This window comes from Pseudomonas soli, assembly GCF_021283165.2.
Taxonomy (GTDB): Bacteria; Pseudomonadota; Gammaproteobacteria; order Pseudomonadales; family Pseudomonadaceae; genus Aquipseudomonas; species Aquipseudomonas soli.
Genome location: NZ_CP128543.1, coordinates 3,405,680 through 3,422,977 on the forward strand (window position 1 = coordinate 3,405,680; position 17,298 = coordinate 3,422,977).

The 17,298-nt window shown below is 64.4% G+C and carries 15 protein-coding genes; 11 read left to right on the forward strand and 4 right to left on the reverse strand.

Annotation, left to right across the window (positions count from 1 at the left end; genetic code table 11):
- Window positions 1-12: 12 nt before the first annotated feature.
- From LU688_RS28010 to LU688_RS15740, 10 genes are all read left to right on the forward strand, one after another.
- Window positions 13-747, forward strand: a complete 735-nt coding sequence (locus LU688_RS28010; protein WP_413697907.1) for a methyl-accepting chemotaxis protein — start codon at window positions 13-15, stop codon at window positions 745-747.
- Between the two features lie 98 nt (window positions 748-845).
- On the forward strand, window positions 846-1,412 hold the full coding sequence (pnuC, locus tag LU688_RS15700) for a nicotinamide riboside transporter PnuC (RefSeq protein WP_094012027.1): 567 nt from the start codon (window positions 846-848) through the stop codon (window positions 1,410-1,412).
- The gene (locus LU688_RS15705; protein WP_023630132.1) at window positions 1,409-1,960 is read left to right on the forward strand and encodes an AAA family ATPase; all 552 of its coding nucleotides are present in this window, start codon (window positions 1,409-1,411) and stop codon (window positions 1,958-1,960) included. The genes pnuC and LU688_RS15705 overlap by 4 nt, the downstream gene beginning before the upstream one ends.
- A 298-nt stretch (window positions 1,961-2,258) precedes the next feature.
- Window positions 2,259-2,702: a functional amyloid chaperone FapA gene (fapA, locus tag LU688_RS15710; RefSeq protein ID WP_023630131.1), complete on the forward strand. Its 444-nt coding sequence runs from the start codon at window positions 2,259-2,261 to the stop codon at window positions 2,700-2,702.
- A gap of 1 nt (window position 2,703) precedes the next feature.
- Window positions 2,704-3,276: a fibril amyloid subunit FapB gene (gene fapB / locus LU688_RS15715; protein ID WP_160290534.1), complete on the forward strand. Its 573-nt coding sequence runs from the start codon at window positions 2,704-2,706 to the stop codon at window positions 3,274-3,276.
- 52 nt (window positions 3,277-3,328) lie between these two features.
- Window positions 3,329-4,645 (forward strand): amyloid-like fimbrin subunit FapC, encoded by a 1,317-nt coding sequence (gene fapC, locus LU688_RS15720; protein ID WP_160290535.1) that lies wholly within the window; start codon window positions 3,329-3,331, stop codon window positions 4,643-4,645.
- A 62-nt stretch (window positions 4,646-4,707) separates the two neighbouring features.
- A complete protein-coding gene (fapD, locus tag LU688_RS15725) occupies window positions 4,708-5,388 on the forward strand; it encodes a fibril amyloid maturation endopeptidase FapD (RefSeq protein WP_023630128.1) in 681 nt (226 codons plus the stop codon).
- Window positions 5,389-5,421: 33 nt separating this feature from the next.
- On the forward strand, window positions 5,422-6,162 hold the full coding sequence (gene fapE / locus LU688_RS15730; RefSeq protein ID WP_023630127.1) for a fibril amyloid subunit FapE: 741 nt from the start codon (window positions 5,422-5,424) through the stop codon (window positions 6,160-6,162).
- 46 nt (window positions 6,163-6,208) lie between these two features.
- The gene (fapF, locus tag LU688_RS15735) at window positions 6,209-7,489 is read left to right on the forward strand and encodes a fibril amyloid transporter FapF (protein WP_023630126.1); all 1,281 of its coding nucleotides are present in this window, start codon (window positions 6,209-6,211) and stop codon (window positions 7,487-7,489) included.
- Window positions 7,490-7,615: 126 nt separating this feature from the next.
- Window positions 7,616-9,811 (forward strand): LTA synthase family protein, encoded by a 2,196-nt coding sequence (locus LU688_RS15740; protein ID WP_160290536.1) that lies wholly within the window; start codon window positions 7,616-7,618, stop codon window positions 9,809-9,811.
- Window positions 9,812-9,837: 26 nt separating this feature from the next.
- On the opposite strand, the gene LU688_RS15745 is transcribed toward LU688_RS15740, so the two are convergent.
- The gene (locus LU688_RS15745) at window positions 9,838-11,163 is read right to left on the reverse strand and encodes a sigma-54 dependent transcriptional regulator (RefSeq protein ID WP_023631095.1); all 1,326 of its coding nucleotides are present in this window, start codon (window positions 11,161-11,163) and stop codon (window positions 9,838-9,840) included.
- Window positions 11,164-11,495: 332 nt separating this feature from the next.
- On the opposite strand from LU688_RS15745, the gene LU688_RS15750 reads away from it, so the two are divergent.
- Window positions 11,496-11,762, forward strand: a complete 267-nt coding sequence (locus LU688_RS15750) for a hypothetical protein (RefSeq protein ID WP_023631096.1) — start codon at window positions 11,496-11,498, stop codon at window positions 11,760-11,762.
- 103 nt (window positions 11,763-11,865) lie between these two features.
- Here LU688_RS15750 and LU688_RS15755 read toward each other — a convergent pair whose 3' ends face one another.
- From LU688_RS15755 to cobN, 3 genes are read right to left on the reverse strand one after another with little or no spacing between them, the layout of a single operon-like run.
- Entirely contained in the window at window positions 11,866-12,480 is a 615-nt protein-coding gene (locus tag LU688_RS15755) for a vWA domain-containing protein (RefSeq protein ID WP_160290537.1), read from the reverse strand.
- Between the two features lie 53 nt (window positions 12,481-12,533).
- Entirely contained in the window at window positions 12,534-13,532 is a 999-nt protein-coding gene (locus LU688_RS15760; RefSeq protein WP_094012018.1) for a magnesium chelatase ATPase subunit I, read from the reverse strand.
- 2 nt (window positions 13,533-13,534) lie between these two features.
- The gene (cobN, locus tag LU688_RS15765) at window positions 13,535-17,296 is read right to left on the reverse strand and encodes a cobaltochelatase subunit CobN (protein ID WP_160290538.1); all 3,762 of its coding nucleotides are present in this window, start codon (window positions 17,294-17,296) and stop codon (window positions 13,535-13,537) included.
- Between the last annotated feature and the right edge of the window lie 2 nt (window positions 17,297-17,298).

Genomic DNA, 17,298 nt, shown 5'->3' on the forward strand with positions numbered 1-17,298 from the left:
CAATCGCTGCAGATGGACCAGGTGGCCACCGCCATCAACGAAGTTTCCTACGCCGTGCATGACGTGGCCAAGCACGCCGAGCAGGCCTCCAGCGAAATGCGCAACGCCCAGACGCAGGTTGGCCACGGCCAACAGGCGATCCACGGCAGCCTGCAACAGATCGACCGGCTCTCGGCGACCATCGACCAGGCAGTACAGGTGATCCGCGACCTGGCCAGCCACAGTACGAAAATCGGCGGCGTACTCGAAGTCATCCGCTCGATCGCCGAGCAGACCAACCTGCTTGCGCTCAATGCCGCCATCGAGGCCGCCCGCGCCGGTGAGCAGGGGCGCGGCTTCGCCGTGGTCGCCGACGAAGTACGCCTGCTGGCCCAGCGCTCGGCGCAGTCGACTGCCGAGATCCAGACCATGATCGAGCATCTGCAGGGGCAGTCCGAAGCCGCGGTGCGGGCCATCGATACCAGCAGCGAAGCCTCGCGCCAGACCGTCGAACAAGCCCGCGAGGCCGGTAGCAGCCTGGACGCCATCAACCAGGCACTGGGCAACCTGGGGGCGCTGAATGCCTCCATCGCCAGCGCCACCTTGCAGCAGTCGCATGTGGTCGAGGAAATCAACCGCAACGTCACCGAAACCGCCGACCTGTCGCAACAGACCGCCGAGGCCGCCCGCCAGTCCAGCGACGCTGGGGTGGCGCTTGCCCGCTTGAGCGATGAACTGGAACAGTTGCTGCGCCAGTTCAGGGTCTAGCAGGGCCAGGCGGCGGGTAGCTCGGATGCTGCCCGCCGCTTGAAGCCGGTCGCTCGAAGCGGTTAGCATCGCGCCCTTTCCCCGTCCAAGGATCGCCGATGTCCGGCCTCGAACTCTTCGCCGCCGCGCTCGGCGTCATCGCCGTCTGGCTCACCGTCAAGCAGAATCCCTGGTGCTGGCCGATCGGCCTGGTGATGGTGGTGCTGTATAGCTGGATCTTCTACGAGGTGAAGCTGTACTCGGACATGCTCCTGCAACTGGTCTACGCCGTGCTGCAGCTGTACGGCTGGTGGCAGTGGACCCGCCCGGATCGGGTCGAGGACGCCCGCCAGGTGACCAGCCTGGCACCCGTGACGATGCTCAAGGGCCTGTCGATCGGCCTGCTGGCCAGCCTGCTGCTGGGCGCCGCCATGGCCCACTGGACCGACGCCGCCCAGCCCTGGCTCGACGCCGCGCTTACCGGCTTCAGCCTGGTGGCCCAGCTGTGGATGGCACAGAAGCGCCTGCAGTGCTGGGCGCTGTGGGTGGTGGTGGATGTGGTCTTCGTCGGCCTGTTCCTCTACAAGGGCCTCTACCTCACCGCCGCGTTGTATGCCCTGTTCACCCTGATTGCCGTGCGCGGCTGGCTGGAGTGGCGCCGTGACCCGGCGCTGGCCAGCGCATGAAGGTCCTGGTGCTGTGCGGCCCGGAGTCCAGTGGCAAGAGCTGGCTGAGCGGAGAGATCCAGGCGCATTTCGGTGGCGTGCTGGTGGGTGAGTACGTCCGCCACTTCATGGAGCGCGAGCAGCGCGATACCTGCTACGCCGATATCCCCACCATCGCCCGTGGGCAACTCGCCTGGGAAGACCAGGGCCGGGCGCAGGCACCGGAGCTGCTGATTCTCGACACCCACCTGCTTAGCAATATCCTGTGGAGCCGGGCACTGTTCGCCGATTGCCCCGAGTGGCTGGAACAGGCCATCCAGGCGCGCCATTACGACCTGCACCTGCTGCTGCGCCCTGAGGGCGTCGAATGGGTCGGGGACGGGCTGCGCTGCCAGCCCCGGCTGGAAGAGCGCCAGGTGTTCTTCGACGACAGCCTGGCCTGGTTGCAACGCAACCGGCAGAACGTGCAGGTGATCGATGGCGACTGGTCGCAACGCAGCGCCAAGGTGTTGAGCGTTGTACAGCGCCTGCTCGACGGCAAATCCCCCACCTGCCCCACCGAATGTTAAGCCGCTGATACACCCTGTGGGGCCATGCCCCCCGGATTTGCGCGTATTGGGCCAGATCCGGGGGTAGTGTCACACCCGTGAAACACCCTCGACGAAAACCTGTCAGCGCCCGACTTCAATGGGCCCGGCAGCTCCTGGGGCGTCTCTCTGTCTCAGCACTGATACACCAATCCTTTGACGCGCCAGCTCCAGCCCCTCAACTACCTGATTCAAAAGCAATAACAAAAACCGGCACAGCTTCTGCTCTCCTTCTGGCAACGCGGCCCAGGCCCAACACGCCGAAGAAGGAATTGCCATCGTGGGGAAACTTGATAAAGGCAACGTCTGTCGTCTCCTGCTGATCGGATGCGCACTGGGTTCTAGCTTCAGCCTGCCCACCTGGGCTGACAACGGCATCGTCGTCATCACCCGCGACGTGCAGACCCGCAGCGCCATACGAGCGCCGATCATCCCTGATCCTAGTCCGGTCACCGTCAATACCAACCCGTCCGCCCACATCCTCAGGCAGACCAGTGAGCTTAGCGATGGTGACTTCGCCAACATCACCAGCGGCGCCGGTATCAACTCGCTGATTACCCAGCAGACCAACACCATCGGCAGCAATATCGGCAACCAGACACAGTTGCCCAATATCGCAGGTGGCCGTGGCTCGGGTTCGGGCGGCAACGGCATCGCCAACATGGTCAACTCAAACGTCCAGCAAGGTCTGGGCGCGCTGAAGATCCTCAGTGGAGGTCAGTGACATGAGGCATACGCTGCTGCTCCTGGCCACGTTGTGCAGTGCGCCGACCTTCGCCCAATCCCCCGTGATCAACAACGCCACCATTGACAGCTCGGGTGCGCAATACCAGGGCAACCTGGGCGTCAACCAGGCGGCCGGCGATCAACAGCAACAGGTCAATGCCCGCGCCATCGCCATCGGCCATGACGCCAACGCCAGCACCCAGATCCGCCAACGCTTGCGCACGCCTGTCGACCCCTCGATAGATGCTCGGGCCAGCATCCAGGGCGACGCCTTCAGCCACGGCAACGGCGTACTGGGCGTGAACCAGAGCGCCGGCGCCAGCAACCAGCAAGCCAACGCACTGCGCATCAGCGTCAGTGCCCAACCGCAAAGCATCGACGACAGCGTCCTTCTGCAACAGAACGTGGCGCTGATCAACAGCTCGGACTCAACTGCCCAGACACCCGGCCATCGCCAGGTCAGCACCAGCGACCAGGCATTCACCGGTAGCCGTGGCGTGGTGCAGTTGAATCAGAGTGCAGGGGTGGGAAACCGAACGGCCAACACCCTGAGCATCCGGGTCGCAGATTGACCCAAACAGGTAACAACAACACTTAACCTAAAACAAAGTACGGAGAACCACCATGAAACCCTCGATGGCACTCAAGCCTCTGGTTTTCGCAATTGCTGCGATCATGGCTGTGGCTGTACAAGCTGGGCAGAATGATCCACGTGGCGGCCACAACAACGGCCATAACAATGGCCACAACAACGGTCATCACACCCCTCCTCCTACCAAGATCCCGGTATATGCCACCGCCAATGCCTGGGACAAGCAAAGCAGCACCAACAACCGCATCAACAATGAAGGCACGGTGAACGAAGCCGAAATGAGCAGCTCGGCCTCCGGCACCAGCGGCAACGTCGGTGTCAACGTCGCGGCCGGCGCCGGCAACCAACAGGACAACGCCGCCGCCATCGCCAACGCCGGCGCCGATTCGAGCCTGGACAACAGCTTCGTGTTCGGCTCCGCCTCGGCCACCGCCGACGTACGTCAGTACAGCAACAATAACCGCGTCAACAACTACGGTGTCACCAACTCCGGCGTCATGAGCGGCTCGGGCAACAACGGCAGCGGCAACATGGGCATCAACATTGCCGGTGGCGACCTGAACCAACAGAAAAACACCATGGCCATTGCCAACTCCAATGCGCCACTGGGCAATGCCACCGCCACCGCCTCTGCCGACCAGAATGGCCCAGGCCTGGTAGTGAACAACAGCGCCGACCGCACCTACCGGGTCGATACGCTGACCCTCACCACCACGAAAAGTGGCAGCGCCTCGTACGACAAGGATTCCAGCTACAGCAAGGACAGCAGCGCCTCGTCGAGCTGGGACGCCGCCGGCTCCAACAGCTGGAACGCCAGTGGCTCCAACAGCTCCAGCGCCAGTGGTTCGCGTAGCCATGATTCGAGCTCCTCGGCAAGCGGTTCTCTGAACGCTTCGCTGGATGCCTCGGCAAGCGGCAGCGTTACCCAGACCCAGGACTTCGGCCGCCACGAGCGCAGCCGCACCGACTCGTTCGATGCTTCGCTGACCGCCTCGATCGACGCGTCGTATGACAAGTCGCACGAGAAGTCTTCCAGCTCCTCGTACGAAAAAGCTCGCGACTCTGCGTTCGAGAAAGCCTACGACTCCTCCTATGAGAAGTCGGGCAGCGCCTCCAACGAATCGTCGAAGTCCGGCTCGAAGAGCTACAGCGAGTCCAGCTCGTACGACCTGAGCAACACCGTGTCGTTCCAGGTGCTGACCCCTACCGGTTGGGCCAACCCTGTGACCAACACCGCAACCCTGAGTGGCTCGGTGAACGGTGGCAGCGGCAACCTCGGCGTCAACGTCGCCGCCGGTGTGGGCAACCAGCAGAGCAACTCGCTGGCCATCTCCAACACCTCGTTCTGAGCGCTGTAACCGTAAGGCCCCCTTCGGGGGGCCTTTCTTCAACAGGACCAGGGGGCAAGACCATGCGGATGATCGCATTGGCGTTTTTGCTATGCATGGCCAGTTACAGCGAAGCGGCGCAGATGCCGCTTTCGGTTTTGCCGGGGGGCGCAGTGATCTACAAGCCCATCCAGAGCATCCGTGAGCGCAAGTTCGCCGACCTGGTGCAACAGAAGACCGATTTCAGTTGCGGCGCCGCGGCGCTGGCAACCATCCTGCGCCAGGCCTACTGGCTGGACGTGGACGAACAACACATCATCGAAGGCATGCTTGCCCACGCCGACCAGGACCTGGTGCGGGTGCAGGGCTTCTCCATGCTCGACATGAAACGCTATGTGGAAAGCCTGGGCATGCGTGCCCGCGGCTACCGGGTCGCGGCCGACACCCTCACCAGCGTGCGCATTCCCGTGGTGGTACTGATGGACATCCGTGGCTACAAGCACTTCGTGGTCATGCAGCGCGTCGACAAGGGCTGGGTGTACATCGGCGATCCAGTGCTCGGCCACAAACGCTACAAGGTCGAAGATTTTCTCAAAGGCTGGAACGGCATCATCTTCGCCGTGATCGGCCAGGGTTACGACAAGAACAATGCCTTGCTCGACCCACCTCTGCCGCTGAGCGCCAAGGGCCGCATCAACAATTTCACCCCGGTCAAAGACGCCGAACTGATGGACTTCGGTTTCATCCGCAGCGACTTCTTCTAATGACAATTGAGCAAGACGCTCCGGGAGCATCCCATGAAGACCCCAGCTTGGCTCACCCTGATCTGCCTCGCCGCCGCACTGCCGGCCCAGGCAGAGACGTTCAAACCCATTGAACTGAAGGACCAGGAGTTGGCGAACTTGCGCGGCCGCTATGTGCTGCCGGGGCGGATCATCAGTTTCGGCGTGGTCATGACCAGCACCTGGCAAAACGCCAACGGCGATGTGATCGGGGCCAAGACGTCGATGCAGGTCCAGCAGTCGACCATCAAGCCGCAGTTCTATGTCTCCATGATCGACGAGAAAGGCACGGGCTCGAGCGGCGCCAAAGGTGGGACGGGCACCGTCACCGGTGGTGGTGGCCTGGACAGCACTGTCGGCGTAACTCAGGTCGTGCGTGCCGCAGGCGACAACAACACGGCCTACAACAACGTCGACATCAACGTCACCAAGGCCAACCAGGCGCCCGACGTACCGCAGCAGGGCCAGGCGCTCGCCACAGGCTCGACACTGGTCGGCAGCAACGCCGCGGGGTCCATGAGCGTTTCCGCGAATGGTACGGGCGTGCAGCTCAATGTCATGGCCAACAACAACCAGGGCAGTACCCTGCAGCAGATAGCCCAGGGCGGGCTGATGCAGAACGCCACCTTGCTGGGCAACGGCAACCAGGTCAGCAACCTGACCTCCCTCAACGTCGTGCTGCGCGACAACGTGCCTGCTGCGGCCCTTAACGGCAATCTTGACCAGCTCAAAGGTCTTCGCGCGCTCGGATACTGATCTACGCTGACTCTCATCGTATGTAGTCTGAAGGGACGGCTAACTCATGCAACGATCGTTGACGTTCAAAGCTATAGTCTGTCTGAGTACCTTGACCCCGGCCACAATGCTGTATGCAGCTCCAGACCCTCAGGTCGAGGCGCTGAAGCAGGAGCTGCGGGAGCTGAAACAACGCTATGAAGCCCAGCAGAACGCCTTGATGGTGCTCGAGCAGCGCGTGCGTCAAGTCGAGGAAACCCCTGCCGCGCCGCCCCCCAAACGGCTGACCAAGTCACCTTCGACACCGGCCAAGGGCGCCCAGACCGTGGCTTCCGGCGCCCCGGGCAGCAGCGGCAGCTCCTACGGCCAGTCGCTCAAGGACGATTCGGAGCCGGCGCAAAGCGTTTCCAACCTGTATGACGAAGCCAGCGGCTTCTTCGGTGGCGGCAAGTTCAGTGTCGAAACCGGCCTCACGTATACGCACTACGATACCCGTGCGCTGACCCTAAACGGCTTCCTCGCGCTCGATTCGATCTTCCTCGGCAATATCAACCTGGACCGTATCAAGGCGGACAACTGGACCTTGGACCTGACCGCCCGTTACAACATGGACCAACGTTGGCAGTTCGATATAAACGTGCCAATCGTTTATCGCGAATCAACCTATTCTTCCGGTGGTGCGGGCGGTGCCGGGCCGGTCACCTCCGACGCCACCGTTACACGTGACCCTGCCATCGGCGATGTCAACGTCGGGATCGCCTACAAATTCCTCGACGAATCGGAAAACCTTCCCGACGCCGTGCTCACCCTGCGGGTGAAAGCACCCACCGGCAAGGATCCGTACGGCATCAAGCTGGTCGAGGACCCGACGAACAACAACCTTTCGGTACCCGAGAGTCTCCCCACCGGCAACGGTGTCTGGGCGATCACGCCGGGCATCTCGCTGGTCAAGACGTTCGACCCCGCCGTGCTGTTCGCCAGCCTGTCCTACACCTACAACATGCAGGACTCGTTCAGCGACATCAGCCCACAGGTCAATTCCAAGGTCAAAGGGGACGTCAAGCTGGGCGACTCCTGGCAGATCGGCGGCGGCATCGCCTTCGCCCTGAACGAGCGGATGAGCATGTCGTTCTCGGTCACCGACCAGTTCGCCAGCAAAAGCAAGATCAAGCCCGACGGCGGCGACTGGCAGTCGATCACCAACAGCGACTACAACGCCGCCAACTTCAACGTCGGCCTGACCTTCGCCGCCACCGACAACCTGACCATCGTGCCCAACCTGTCCATCGGTCTCACCGAAGACGCGCCAGACTTCTCGTTCAGCCTGAAATTCCCCTACTACTTCTGACCGCACCGGGCCCGTGCAAGGGCCCGGCATTTGGTTACCGGTTTTGTAGCGCCCGACTTTCCCGGCACCAGCCTGTTATCATCCGGCACACTTTTGTGACGGTTTAATGGCATTAAGGAAAGTTTCGTGAACAACCTGCTCGGTCACCCTCGCGCCCGTCTTGCCAGCCTGGCAATCCTGGTGCTGGTGATACCCCTGACCGCGCGCGCCCTGCTGGGCTGGTCCAACCCCTTCGGCTACCTGTCCGACCTCGCCATCGGCAGCCTGTTGGTCCTGCTCCTGCAGCGGCGCCCCTGGTGGCTGGCCCTGCCGCTGCTGTTGGCCTGGGGCGGCCTGTGGGTGGCATCCGCCGAGCTGGTCAGCGCCGTCGGCAGGCTGCCCACGGTCGACGACCTGACCTACCTGATCGACCCGCAGTTCATGGAGAACTCAACCGGCGGCGGACTGGCCCACGCCTGGCTCCCCGCCCTGCTGGTCGCCGGTCTCGGCGCCTGGCTGGCGAGCGTATGGCGATCGCCCGCCAACAAGCCATTGCCACGGCGACTCTGGGCCGTGCCCCTGGCGCTGTTCGGCCTGCACTGGGGCGGCCAGCAGCTGGCGCCCTCGGACGCTGACCAATGGCGCCAATACGGCCTCACCCACCAGGCGCTGTCGACGGCGGTGGGCAAGGTCCAGCATCAGGCCTTGAGCCGTATGGGCCGGGTGCCAGCAGTCACGGCGCTGTCCAGCGCCGGTCTGACCCAGTCCGACCTCAATGGCGTCAAGCTGCTCGACGCCCCGGGCAAGGCACGCAACCTGCTGATCATCACCGTCGAGGGCATCCCCGGCGCTTACCTGCGTCCCAACCGCGAGGCACTGGGCAGCCACTACCAGCAGGACCTGATGCCCCGTCTCAGCCAGTGGGCCGAGCGCGGCATGAACACTCCCGACTATGTATTGCACACGCACCAGACCATTCGCGGCTTGTACGCGATGCTCTGCGGCGACTACGACAAGCTGGCCAACGGCACGCCCAAGGGGGTCGAGCTGCTGACCCAGCAGCAACGCAACCAGGCCTGCCTGCCGGCCCAGCTGCGCGAGGCCGGCTTCGCCACCCATTACCTGCAAGGCGCCGGGCTGCGTTTCATGGCCAAGGACCGGATCATGCCGCACATCGGCTTCGACACGGTGCATGGGCTGGAGTGGTTCGCTAACGACAACTACCTGGAATTCCCCTGGGGCAAGGACGACCGCGCGTTCTTCGAGGGTGCGCTCGACTATGTTGGTGAGCTGCGCAAGCAACCAAAACCCTGGATGCTCACCCTGCTCACGGTCGGCACTCACCAGCCGTATTCGGCGCCGGAGTCCTATCTGCAACGCTTCGATACGCCCAAGCAAGCTGCGGTGGCCTACCTGGACGATGCCTTGGGCAGTTTTCTCGACGGTCTCGAGCGCCAGGGCGTGCTGGAAGACACTTTGGTGATCGTCACCTCCGACGAATCCCACGGCATCGATGGCGTGCGCCTGGCTTCGGCCTGGGGCTTCAACCTCACGCTCGCGCCGGAGCAGGCCCAACTGCCCAGGCTCAAGCAGGGAACCTACGGCCACGTCGACCTGAGCACCTCCCTGCTCGACTATTTCGCCCTGCCGATCCCTGCGGCGTTGGCCGGGCGCTCGCTGTACCGCGACTATGACAGTGGCCGCGAGATGATTTCCTACACCAACGGCATGCTGCGCTACCACGATGGCCAGGGCACCCTCAGCGAGTGCGATTTCCAGCAGCGCTGCCGACGCTATGCCAGCCCCGGTTTCATTGCCGACCAGGCCAAATTCGTTGGCCGTGGAGACGACGGCCTAGGAGCGCAGATCGGCCTGCTGGCCACCGGCCTCGACCAGTCGTTGCTGCAGACTCCGCTCAACCTGCGCTACCAGTTCGGCGGCCCCTCCCCCATCGCCCTGGCTGAGCGCATCAGGGATGACTGGGCCGACAACCTGATCGGCGCGCAATACCTGGAGATGCCCGAAGGCACCCGCACCCGGGTACGTCTCAAGGTACGAGCGCTGGATCCGCGCCACGCCGCGTACATCCGGCTCAAGGCCAAGGAGCTTGAGCAGGATGTGCAGCTTGGCTTGCCCGAAGAGATTCGAGTAACGGCCGATGAGCCGCTGGAAATGCAGTTCGATTTCGACAACCCCACCGTGCGCAAGGCGTTTTCCTTCCACCTGTTGGGGTATGGCGGCGGCGAAGTGGAGGTCAGCGACTTCAGCGTGATCACCGCGCTGCCCGATGAGCCAGAGACGGTGGAGGAACTGGCGGACGGCCATCTTGCCCAATCGAGCTGAGGCCCCGCGATCGACAGCGTGGTTGCTCAACGAATCTGGTGCTTGTGCAACAACCGGTAGAACGTCGGCCGCGACACACCCAGCACCTTGGCCGCGATGCTCAGGTTGTCACTGTGCCGGTTCAGCACATCGCACAACGCCTGCCGCTCTGCGCGATGCTTGTAGTCCTCGAGCGTGCCCAGCGGCTGGTCCTGCTCCTGCAGGTCCTGCAGTCCCAGGTCCTGGGCCTCGATCTGCCGTCCCTCGGCCAGCACCAGGCCACGTCGCACCCGGTTGGCCAACTCGCGCACATTGCCCGGCCAATCGTGCCGCCCCATTGCCGCCAAGGCACCGTCGCTGAACGAGCGGGGCCGCCTGCCCGTCTCCGCGCTGTAAAACTGCGAGAAATGGCTGGCCAGCATCGACAGGTCACCATGCCGGTCACGCAACGGCGCGGTCACCACTTGCAGGACATTCAGGCGGTAGTAAAGGTCTTCGCGAAATCGCGCCAAGGCAATGGCTTTTTCCAGGTCCACATGGGTGGCCGCCAGAACCCTGACGTCGACCGCGATGGGCTGATTACCGCCCACCCGTTCGATGTGCTTTTCCTGGAGAAAGCGCAACAGATTGGCCTGCAACTCCAAGGGCAGGTCACCGATTTCGTCGAGAAACAGGGTGCCGCCATTGGCCGCTTCGATGCGCCCCACCTTGCGCTGGTGGGCCCCGGTGAAAGCTCCCTTTTCATGGCCGAACAGCTCGGACTGGATCAGGTGTTCCGGGATCGCCCCGCAATTGATGGCAATAAAAGGTTTGTCGCGGCGATGTGATTGCCGGTGCAGGGTGCGCGCCACCAGTTCCTTGCCGGTTCCGCTTTCGCCACGGATGAGCACCGGTGACTCGGTCGGCGCCAGCTTGCCGAGCAGCTTGCGCAACTCGCGGATCGGCCGGCTTTCACCCAGCAGCTCGTGCTCGGGCTCATCGACGCGCACCGTGCCCTTGCCGCGCAGGCGTGCCATGCCAAAGGCACGCCCCAGGGTGACCTGCACCCGGGAGACATCGAACGGCAGCGTATGGAAGTCAAAAAACCACTCGCAGACGAAATCGCCGACATTCTGCAGGCGCAGTTCCTCGGCGCTGAGCACGGCGATCCACTCGGTATTGCTGCGCTTGATCAGGTCCTTGACCGCCTCGGGGTGCAGCAGGTGCGAGGCTTGCAAGCGCACCAGGCCAACATCGCAGGGTTGCTCCAGCGCCGCCTCGAGCGTGCAACTTCGGACATCCCAGCCGACACTGCGCAAGCCTGGCAACAGGCGGTGGCAATCGTCGCAGGGGTCGACGATCAGCAGGCGGCGATGGGATGCAGGTTCAAGCATGACCTTTCCTTGGCGCCAGTTATTGGTTTTTTACCTATAAACAGACAGTTGCGACGCCCGAATTAACAGTAGCAATTAACTTGACGCTCCCCACTACCGTTGGTCAGCCCGCCTGCCGCGCACTCTGCCCACTCGGGAATTATCTCCATCCTTGCACGTCATAGGCGCAGCGGCTCGCAAGGACGAATGATCGTCAATAAAAAAAATCACCGGCCTTGTGACTTGAACCCTGACCTGGAGCATCAGTACAAATAACCCCGCGTTGTAACCTGTTGAGGAATAACACCGCGGAACAATATTTCGCTGTTTGGGACCATGAGAGAGACCGAACCATGAACGCCCCGCTCCGTGTCAACGAAGCACTGCTGATCGCCGACCACGCCTTCGAACCCTTCCAGTGCGTAGCCTGGGATGCCCCCAACGGTACTGGTGAACTGAGCCTGGCAGTGGTCGACCGGACCAGCACCCGTATCGGCAGCAAGCAAGTGTCCTCGCGGGTCTACTCGGACCCTGCGCAATGGGCCAGCCTGATCGAGGAAGTGCGAGCCGAACTGTCCGGCAAAGGGTACGACCTGCAACCCTGGTCGATGCCCAAATAAACAAGGCAGCCTGTAACAAGTGCGTGGCTACCACGCACTTGGTCAACTTTCAGAGACCACGAATATAACTTTTCAATTGCGACATCCTGTCGCAGTTACATGCTCAATCGACCACGCTGAACTGCTCAATATGCCGGTATTCGGCATGCAGTTGTTCGGCAAGTTGTCGTGCGCGGCCTACTCGCACCGCCGCCCGTTCCATGTCCACCAACAACGTGCTGCACGGTAACGGCTGCATTGGGGCTTCCTGCAGCAGGCGGCCATCGGTCAGTACCAGGCAGCGCTGGGTCTCCAGGGGCAGGCGCTTGCTCCGCGCCAGCAACCACTGGCGCGCCTCCTCGAGCGCTGTTGGTAACGGCGTGCCACCGCCAGCCCCCAGCCCCTGCAACCACGGCTGCAGTGCCGCCGAGGCCTTGAGACCATGCAGCTGCCATTGCGGCTTGTCGCCACTGACGGTGAGCAAGGCCAGGCGCGCCCGTTGCCGATAGGCTTCATCGAACAATCCGGCCAGCAGGCCTTTGGCTTGTGTCAGTGCCTGGTTGCGGCGGGTGGAAGCCGATGCATCGACGATCACCAGCCAAAGCTCCGGCGCTTGGGCCTGGCGCTGTTGCCAGCACAGGTCGCGATGCTGGCGCGGGCGCCCCTTGAGCAAGGTCGTCAGCCAAGCGATGCGGCCGTTCTCGGCCGTACGCGGGCGGCCCCGGGCACTACCTGTCAAATTGCCGACACGGGGCTTGGCATCCGCCGCCTGGGCATGGCGCGAGCGGATGCTCAGGGCTTTTTTGCCCAGTTCGGCACCTCGCGGCGTGCGCCCGTCGCCATCGGCTGGGGCGGCAAGGCGCCCCAGTCACCCTGCCCGCCTTGCGCTTGCTGCGGCCGAGGTGGCTCGCCCGCCGTGGCGGCCTGCGCCTGCGGTGCGTGAGCGCGACGACGATGGCGCAAGGCGAATTCGGCAACCGCTTCCACATCCGCTTCCTCGATCACTGCATTGCCACGCCAGGCGGCGTGAGCCCGTGCAGCCCGCAGCCACACCAGATCCGCACGCATGCCGTCCACCCCGGCGGCAAAACACCGCTCGGTGATCCAGGCCAGGGCCTGGTCATCCAGGGCGATCGACGACAATTGCTCGCGCGCGGCCTGGCAACGCTGGCGCAGTGCGGCCTGCTGAGGCGCCCACTGGGCACAGAATGCCTGTGGGTCGCTGTCGAAGGCCAGGCGGCGGCGGATGATCTGCTGCCGTGCTTCGGGCGCGGGCAGGCCCTCCAAGGCCACGTTCAGGCCAAACCGGTCGAGCAGTTGCGGCCGCAGCTCGCCCTCCTCCGGGTTCATCGTGCCGATCAGCACGAACCGGGCGGCATGCCGATGTGAGATGCCATCGCGCTCGATACGGTTGGTACCACTGGCCGCCACGTCCAGCAGCAGGTCCACCAAGGGGTCGGGCAGCAGGTTGACTTCGTCGACGTACAGTACGCCGCCGTCGGCATGGGCCAGCACACCCGGCGAGAACCGCGCCTGGCCTTGGCTCAACGCGGCATCGAGGTCGAGGGTGCCGACCAGCCGCTCCTCGGTCGCCCCCAGTGGGAGGGTCACGAACGGGCCGTCGCCCAGTAAATCGGCCAGGCCCCTTGCCAGGGTGCTCTTGGCCATGCCCCGGGGGCCTTCGATCAACACGCCACCGATCTTCGGGTCTATCGCCGTCAGGCACAGCGCAAGCTTGAGGTCGTCGGCGCCGACCACGGCGGCCAGGGGGAATTGTACGGGTTCGCTCATGTTCAGCTGTCTTCCTCGCCGGCGAGCAACTGCTGCTCGAGGCTCTCGCGATAGTCGCCCGGTTCTTGCCACAACCCGCGCTGCTGGGCTTCCAGCAAACGCTCGGTAAGGTCGCGCAGGGCTTCGGGGTTGTGCTCGCGCATGAAGTCACGGGTGGCCGGGTCGAGCACATAGGCGTCGGCCAGGCCCTGGTAATGATGGTCGTCGATCAGGTGGGTGGTGGCGTCGAAGGCAAACAGGTTGTCGACCGTCGCCGCCAGCTCGAACGCACCTTTATAGCCATGACGCTTGGCGCCGTCGATCCATTTCGGATTGAGCGCGCGGGCACGCATCACTCGGTTGAGTTCTTCCTTCAGGGTCCGCACCCGCGGCCGGTCAGCCTGGCTGTGATCGCCGTGGTAGCTGGCTCGCGCGGTACCGGCCAGGGTTTCGGCCGCCGCCAGCATGCCGCCCTGGAATTGGTAGTAGTCGTTGGAGTCGAGCAGGTCGTGCTCGTGGTTGTCCTGGTTCTGCAGCACGGCCTGCACCTGCGCCAGGCGCTGGGCGAACGCGGCGCGGGCCGGTGTGCCCTCGTCGCTGGCGCCGTAGGCGTAGCCACCATGGTTGAGATAGACCTCGGCCAAGTCGTCGCGGCTGTGCCACAGCCGGCCGTCGATGGCGTTCTGCACGCCGGCGCCATACGCCCCCGGCTTGGCTCCGAATACCCGCCAGCCGGCCTGCCGCGCCGCCTGCTCCAGCTCCATGCCGGCGCCGAGCAACACTTCACGCTCGGCGCGCACCCGTGCGGCCAGGGGGTTCAGGTCGTCCGGCTCGTCCAGCGCGGCCACCGCCTGCACGGCGGCGTCGAACAGGCGGATCAGGTTGCCGAAGGCGTCGCGGAAGAAACCCGACACTCGCAGCGTCACATCCACCCGCGGCCGGTCGAGCAGGCTCAATGGCAGGATCTCGAAGTCGTCGACCCGCTGGCTGCCGGTGGCCCACACCGGGCGCACGCCCATCAGCGCCAGGGCCTGGGCGATGTCGTCGCCGCCGGTGCGCATGGTCGCCGTGCCCCACACCGACAGGCCCAGCTGACGCAAGTGGTCGCCGTGATCCTGCAGGTGGCGCTCGAGGATCAGGTTGGCCGAGGCAAACCCCAGGCGCCAGGCCGTGGTGGTCGGCAGGTTACGCACATCGACGGTGTAGAAGTTGCGCCCGGTGGGCAGTACGTCCAGGCGGCCACGGCTGGGTGCGCCACTGGGCCCTGCCGGGACGAAACGCCCGGCCAGTGCGGCCAGCAGGCCGTCCATCTCGGCGGCGCCACAGGCGTCCAGGTCCGGCGCGACCCGTTCGACCAGTGCCTGCAAGACCTCGCGCACCGGTGCCCAGCCGTCTTCATCCGGCAACGCCACAGCCCCTTGCAATGCCTGCTCGATCAATGTCAGCGCGAGGCACTCCAGACGCTCACGGGTATCACCACAGGTGCGCCATGCGCTGTTGTCAAGTTGCAGCAGCAGGCCCGGGCGCGGCCCGTCCCAGGCCTGCCCCAGGTCGCAGTCCAACGGATCGAAGCCCAACGCCAAGGCCTTGGCCAGCACGCGAATCAGGCTGGCATTGCCGCCCTTGCCATCTCCCCGAGCCACCCGCACCAGGGCCAGCAGCGTGTCGCTGCGCAGGCGCCCCTGGGGCGACTGGCCGAATACATGCAGGCCATCGCGGATCTGCGACTCCTTGAGGTCGCACAGGTAGGTATCCAAGCGCGGCAACCACACCGCAGCATCCTCCAGCTGCCCTTCAAGCTGCAGTTCGCGGTCGATGTGGTTGGCCTTGACCAGTGCGAGGATGTCGCGCTGCAACTCGTTGGCGCGACGTGGATCGAGCAACTGCGCTTCGTAGTACTCGTCGGCCAGCTGTTCCAGGTGGCGCAGCGGGCCGTAGGTCTCGGCGCGGGTCAATGGCGGCATCAGGTGGTCGATGATCACCGCCTGGGTACGTCGCTTGGCCTGGGCACCCTCGCCTGGGTCATTGACGATAAATGGATAGATGTTGGGCAACGGCCCGAGCAACGCATCCGGCCAACATTCGGCGGACAGCCCCACGCCCTTGCCCGGCAGCCATTCCAGGTTGCCGTGCTTGCCGACATGGATCAACGCATCGGCGGCGTAGCCGTTGCGCAACCAGAAGTGAAACGCCAGGTAGCCGTGCGGCGGCACCAGGTCCGGGTCGTGGTATACGGCGCTGTGGTCCACCTGGTAGCCCCGCGCCGGCTGGATGCCGACGAAGGTCAGGCCGTAGCGCAGGCCAGCGACCATCATGCGCCCGCTGCGGAACATCGGATCCTGCTCAGGCGGCCCCCAGCGCTCCAGCACGGCGCGCTGGTTGGCCTCGGGCAACGCGGCGAAGGCGCTGTGGTAGTCGGCCAGGGCTAGGCTCTGGGCGCAAGGGCGCTGGTCAAGATGATCGAGGTCGTTGGTCACACCGCCAAGCAACTGGTGGATCAACTCGGTGCCGCTGTCGGGCAGGCCGGCTACCGGGTAGCCCTGCGCCTGCAGGGCCTTGAGGATATTCAACGCCGCGCCTGGGGTGTCGAGGCCGACACCATTGCCGATGCGCCCGTCGCGGGTCGGGTAGTTGGCCAGCACCAGGGCCACGCGCTTCTCCTGATTGTTCAGGCGCGCCAGTGTCACCCAGCGCCGCGCCAGTTCGGCGACGAAATCCATGCGTTCGGGGTGGGCGCGATAGCAGACCACGTCGGACTCGCTGCGCTCGCTGCGCCAGGCCAGGTCCTTGAAGCTCACCGGCCGGGTGATGATGCGCCCGTCCAGCTCGGGCAAGGCGATGTGCATCGCCAGGTCGCGGGCGCCGAGGCCCTGCTCGCTCTGCTCCCAGCCGGGCTGGTTGTCCTGGGCGCAGATCGCCTGCAACACCGGCACGTCGCGACGCAGCGGTCGCAGATTGGGCTGTTCGGGGCTGGACAGGGCAAAGCCAGTGGTGTTGATCACCACCTCGCTCTGCACTTCATCGAGCCAGGTCTCGACCTGTTCCAGACAGGCGCGCTCCTTGAGGCTGGCCACGGCGATCGGTAACGGATTCAAGCCGCACGCCTGCAGGCGCTGACAGAACACATCGATGAACGCGGTGTTGGCCGCCTGCAGGTGGGAACGGTAGAACAACAGCGCAGCCACCGGGTGCTCCGGGTGCCATTCGGCGTACCAATCCTCGAGCCAGGCGCTAGCCTTGCCCGGGTGGTAGACCACCGTGCGCGGCAAAGGCTGCGGTTCGTCCCAGGGGTAGGCGCGCCCCAGCCACTGGCTGGCCAGGCAGTTGAACAGGTTCAGTGCATTGGCCTTGCCGCCCTGGCGCAAGTAATGCCAGAGGCGCTCGGCCTGTTCGCCGCGTACCGTGCCCAGCCCGGTAAGCTCCGGGTCGGGCCGGTCGTCGCCGGGGACCAGAATCAATTGCACGCCCTGCGCCGCCAACGCCACCAGTTGTTCGACACCGTAGCGCCAGTAACCGACGCCGCCATGCAGCGACACAAGGATCACCTTGGCATGGCGCAGCACCTGGTCGACATACAGGTCGACCGAGGCGTGGTTCTGCACCTGCATCGGGTTAGCCAGGCGCACGCTGGGGAAATCCGCCGGCAACTGCTCGGCGGTTTCGGCGAGCAGCGCCAGGTGCGAATCACCGCTGCAGAGGATCACCAGTTCGGCAGGGGTCTGGCCGAGGTCGGCGATGCTGTCGTCCGGCACAAAACCGCCCGGCTGGGTCCGCAGCAGGTGCATGG

What these genes read in the sequence shown, in the direction of transcription:
- LU688_RS28010 (WP_413697907.1), top strand. Translation starts at nt 13, where the DNA reads ATGGACCAGGTGGCCACCGCCATCAACGAAGTTTCCTACGCCGTGCAT.
- pnuC (WP_094012027.1), top strand. Translation starts at nt 846, where the DNA reads ATGTCCGGCCTCGAACTCTTCGCCGCCGCGCTCGGCGTCATCGCCGTC.
- LU688_RS15705 (WP_023630132.1), top strand. Translation starts at nt 1,409, where the DNA reads ATGAAGGTCCTGGTGCTGTGCGGCCCGGAGTCCAGTGGCAAGAGCTGG.
- fapB (WP_160290534.1), top strand. Translation starts at nt 2,704, where the DNA reads ATGAGGCATACGCTGCTGCTCCTGGCCACGTTGTGCAGTGCGCCGACC.
- fapC (WP_160290535.1), top strand. Translation starts at nt 3,329, where the DNA reads ATGAAACCCTCGATGGCACTCAAGCCTCTGGTTTTCGCAATTGCTGCG.
- fapD (WP_023630128.1), top strand. Translation starts at nt 4,708, where the DNA reads ATGCGGATGATCGCATTGGCGTTTTTGCTATGCATGGCCAGTTACAGC.
- fapE (WP_023630127.1), top strand. Translation starts at nt 5,422, where the DNA reads ATGAAGACCCCAGCTTGGCTCACCCTGATCTGCCTCGCCGCCGCACTG.
- fapF (WP_023630126.1), top strand. Translation starts at nt 6,209, where the DNA reads ATGCAACGATCGTTGACGTTCAAAGCTATAGTCTGTCTGAGTACCTTG.
- LU688_RS15745 (WP_023631095.1), bottom strand. Translation starts at nt 11,163, where the DNA reads ATGCTTGAACCTGCATCCCATCGCCGCCTGCTGATCGTCGACCCCTGC.
- LU688_RS15750 (WP_023631096.1), top strand. Translation starts at nt 11,496, where the DNA reads ATGAACGCCCCGCTCCGTGTCAACGAAGCACTGCTGATCGCCGACCAC.
- LU688_RS15760 (WP_094012018.1), bottom strand. Translation starts at nt 13,532, where the DNA reads ATGAGCGAACCCGTACAATTCCCCCTGGCCGCCGTGGTCGGCGCCGAC.
- cobN (WP_160290538.1), bottom strand. Translation starts at nt 17,296, where the DNA reads ATGCACCTGCTGCGGACCCAGCCGGGCGGTTTTGTGCCGGACGACAGC.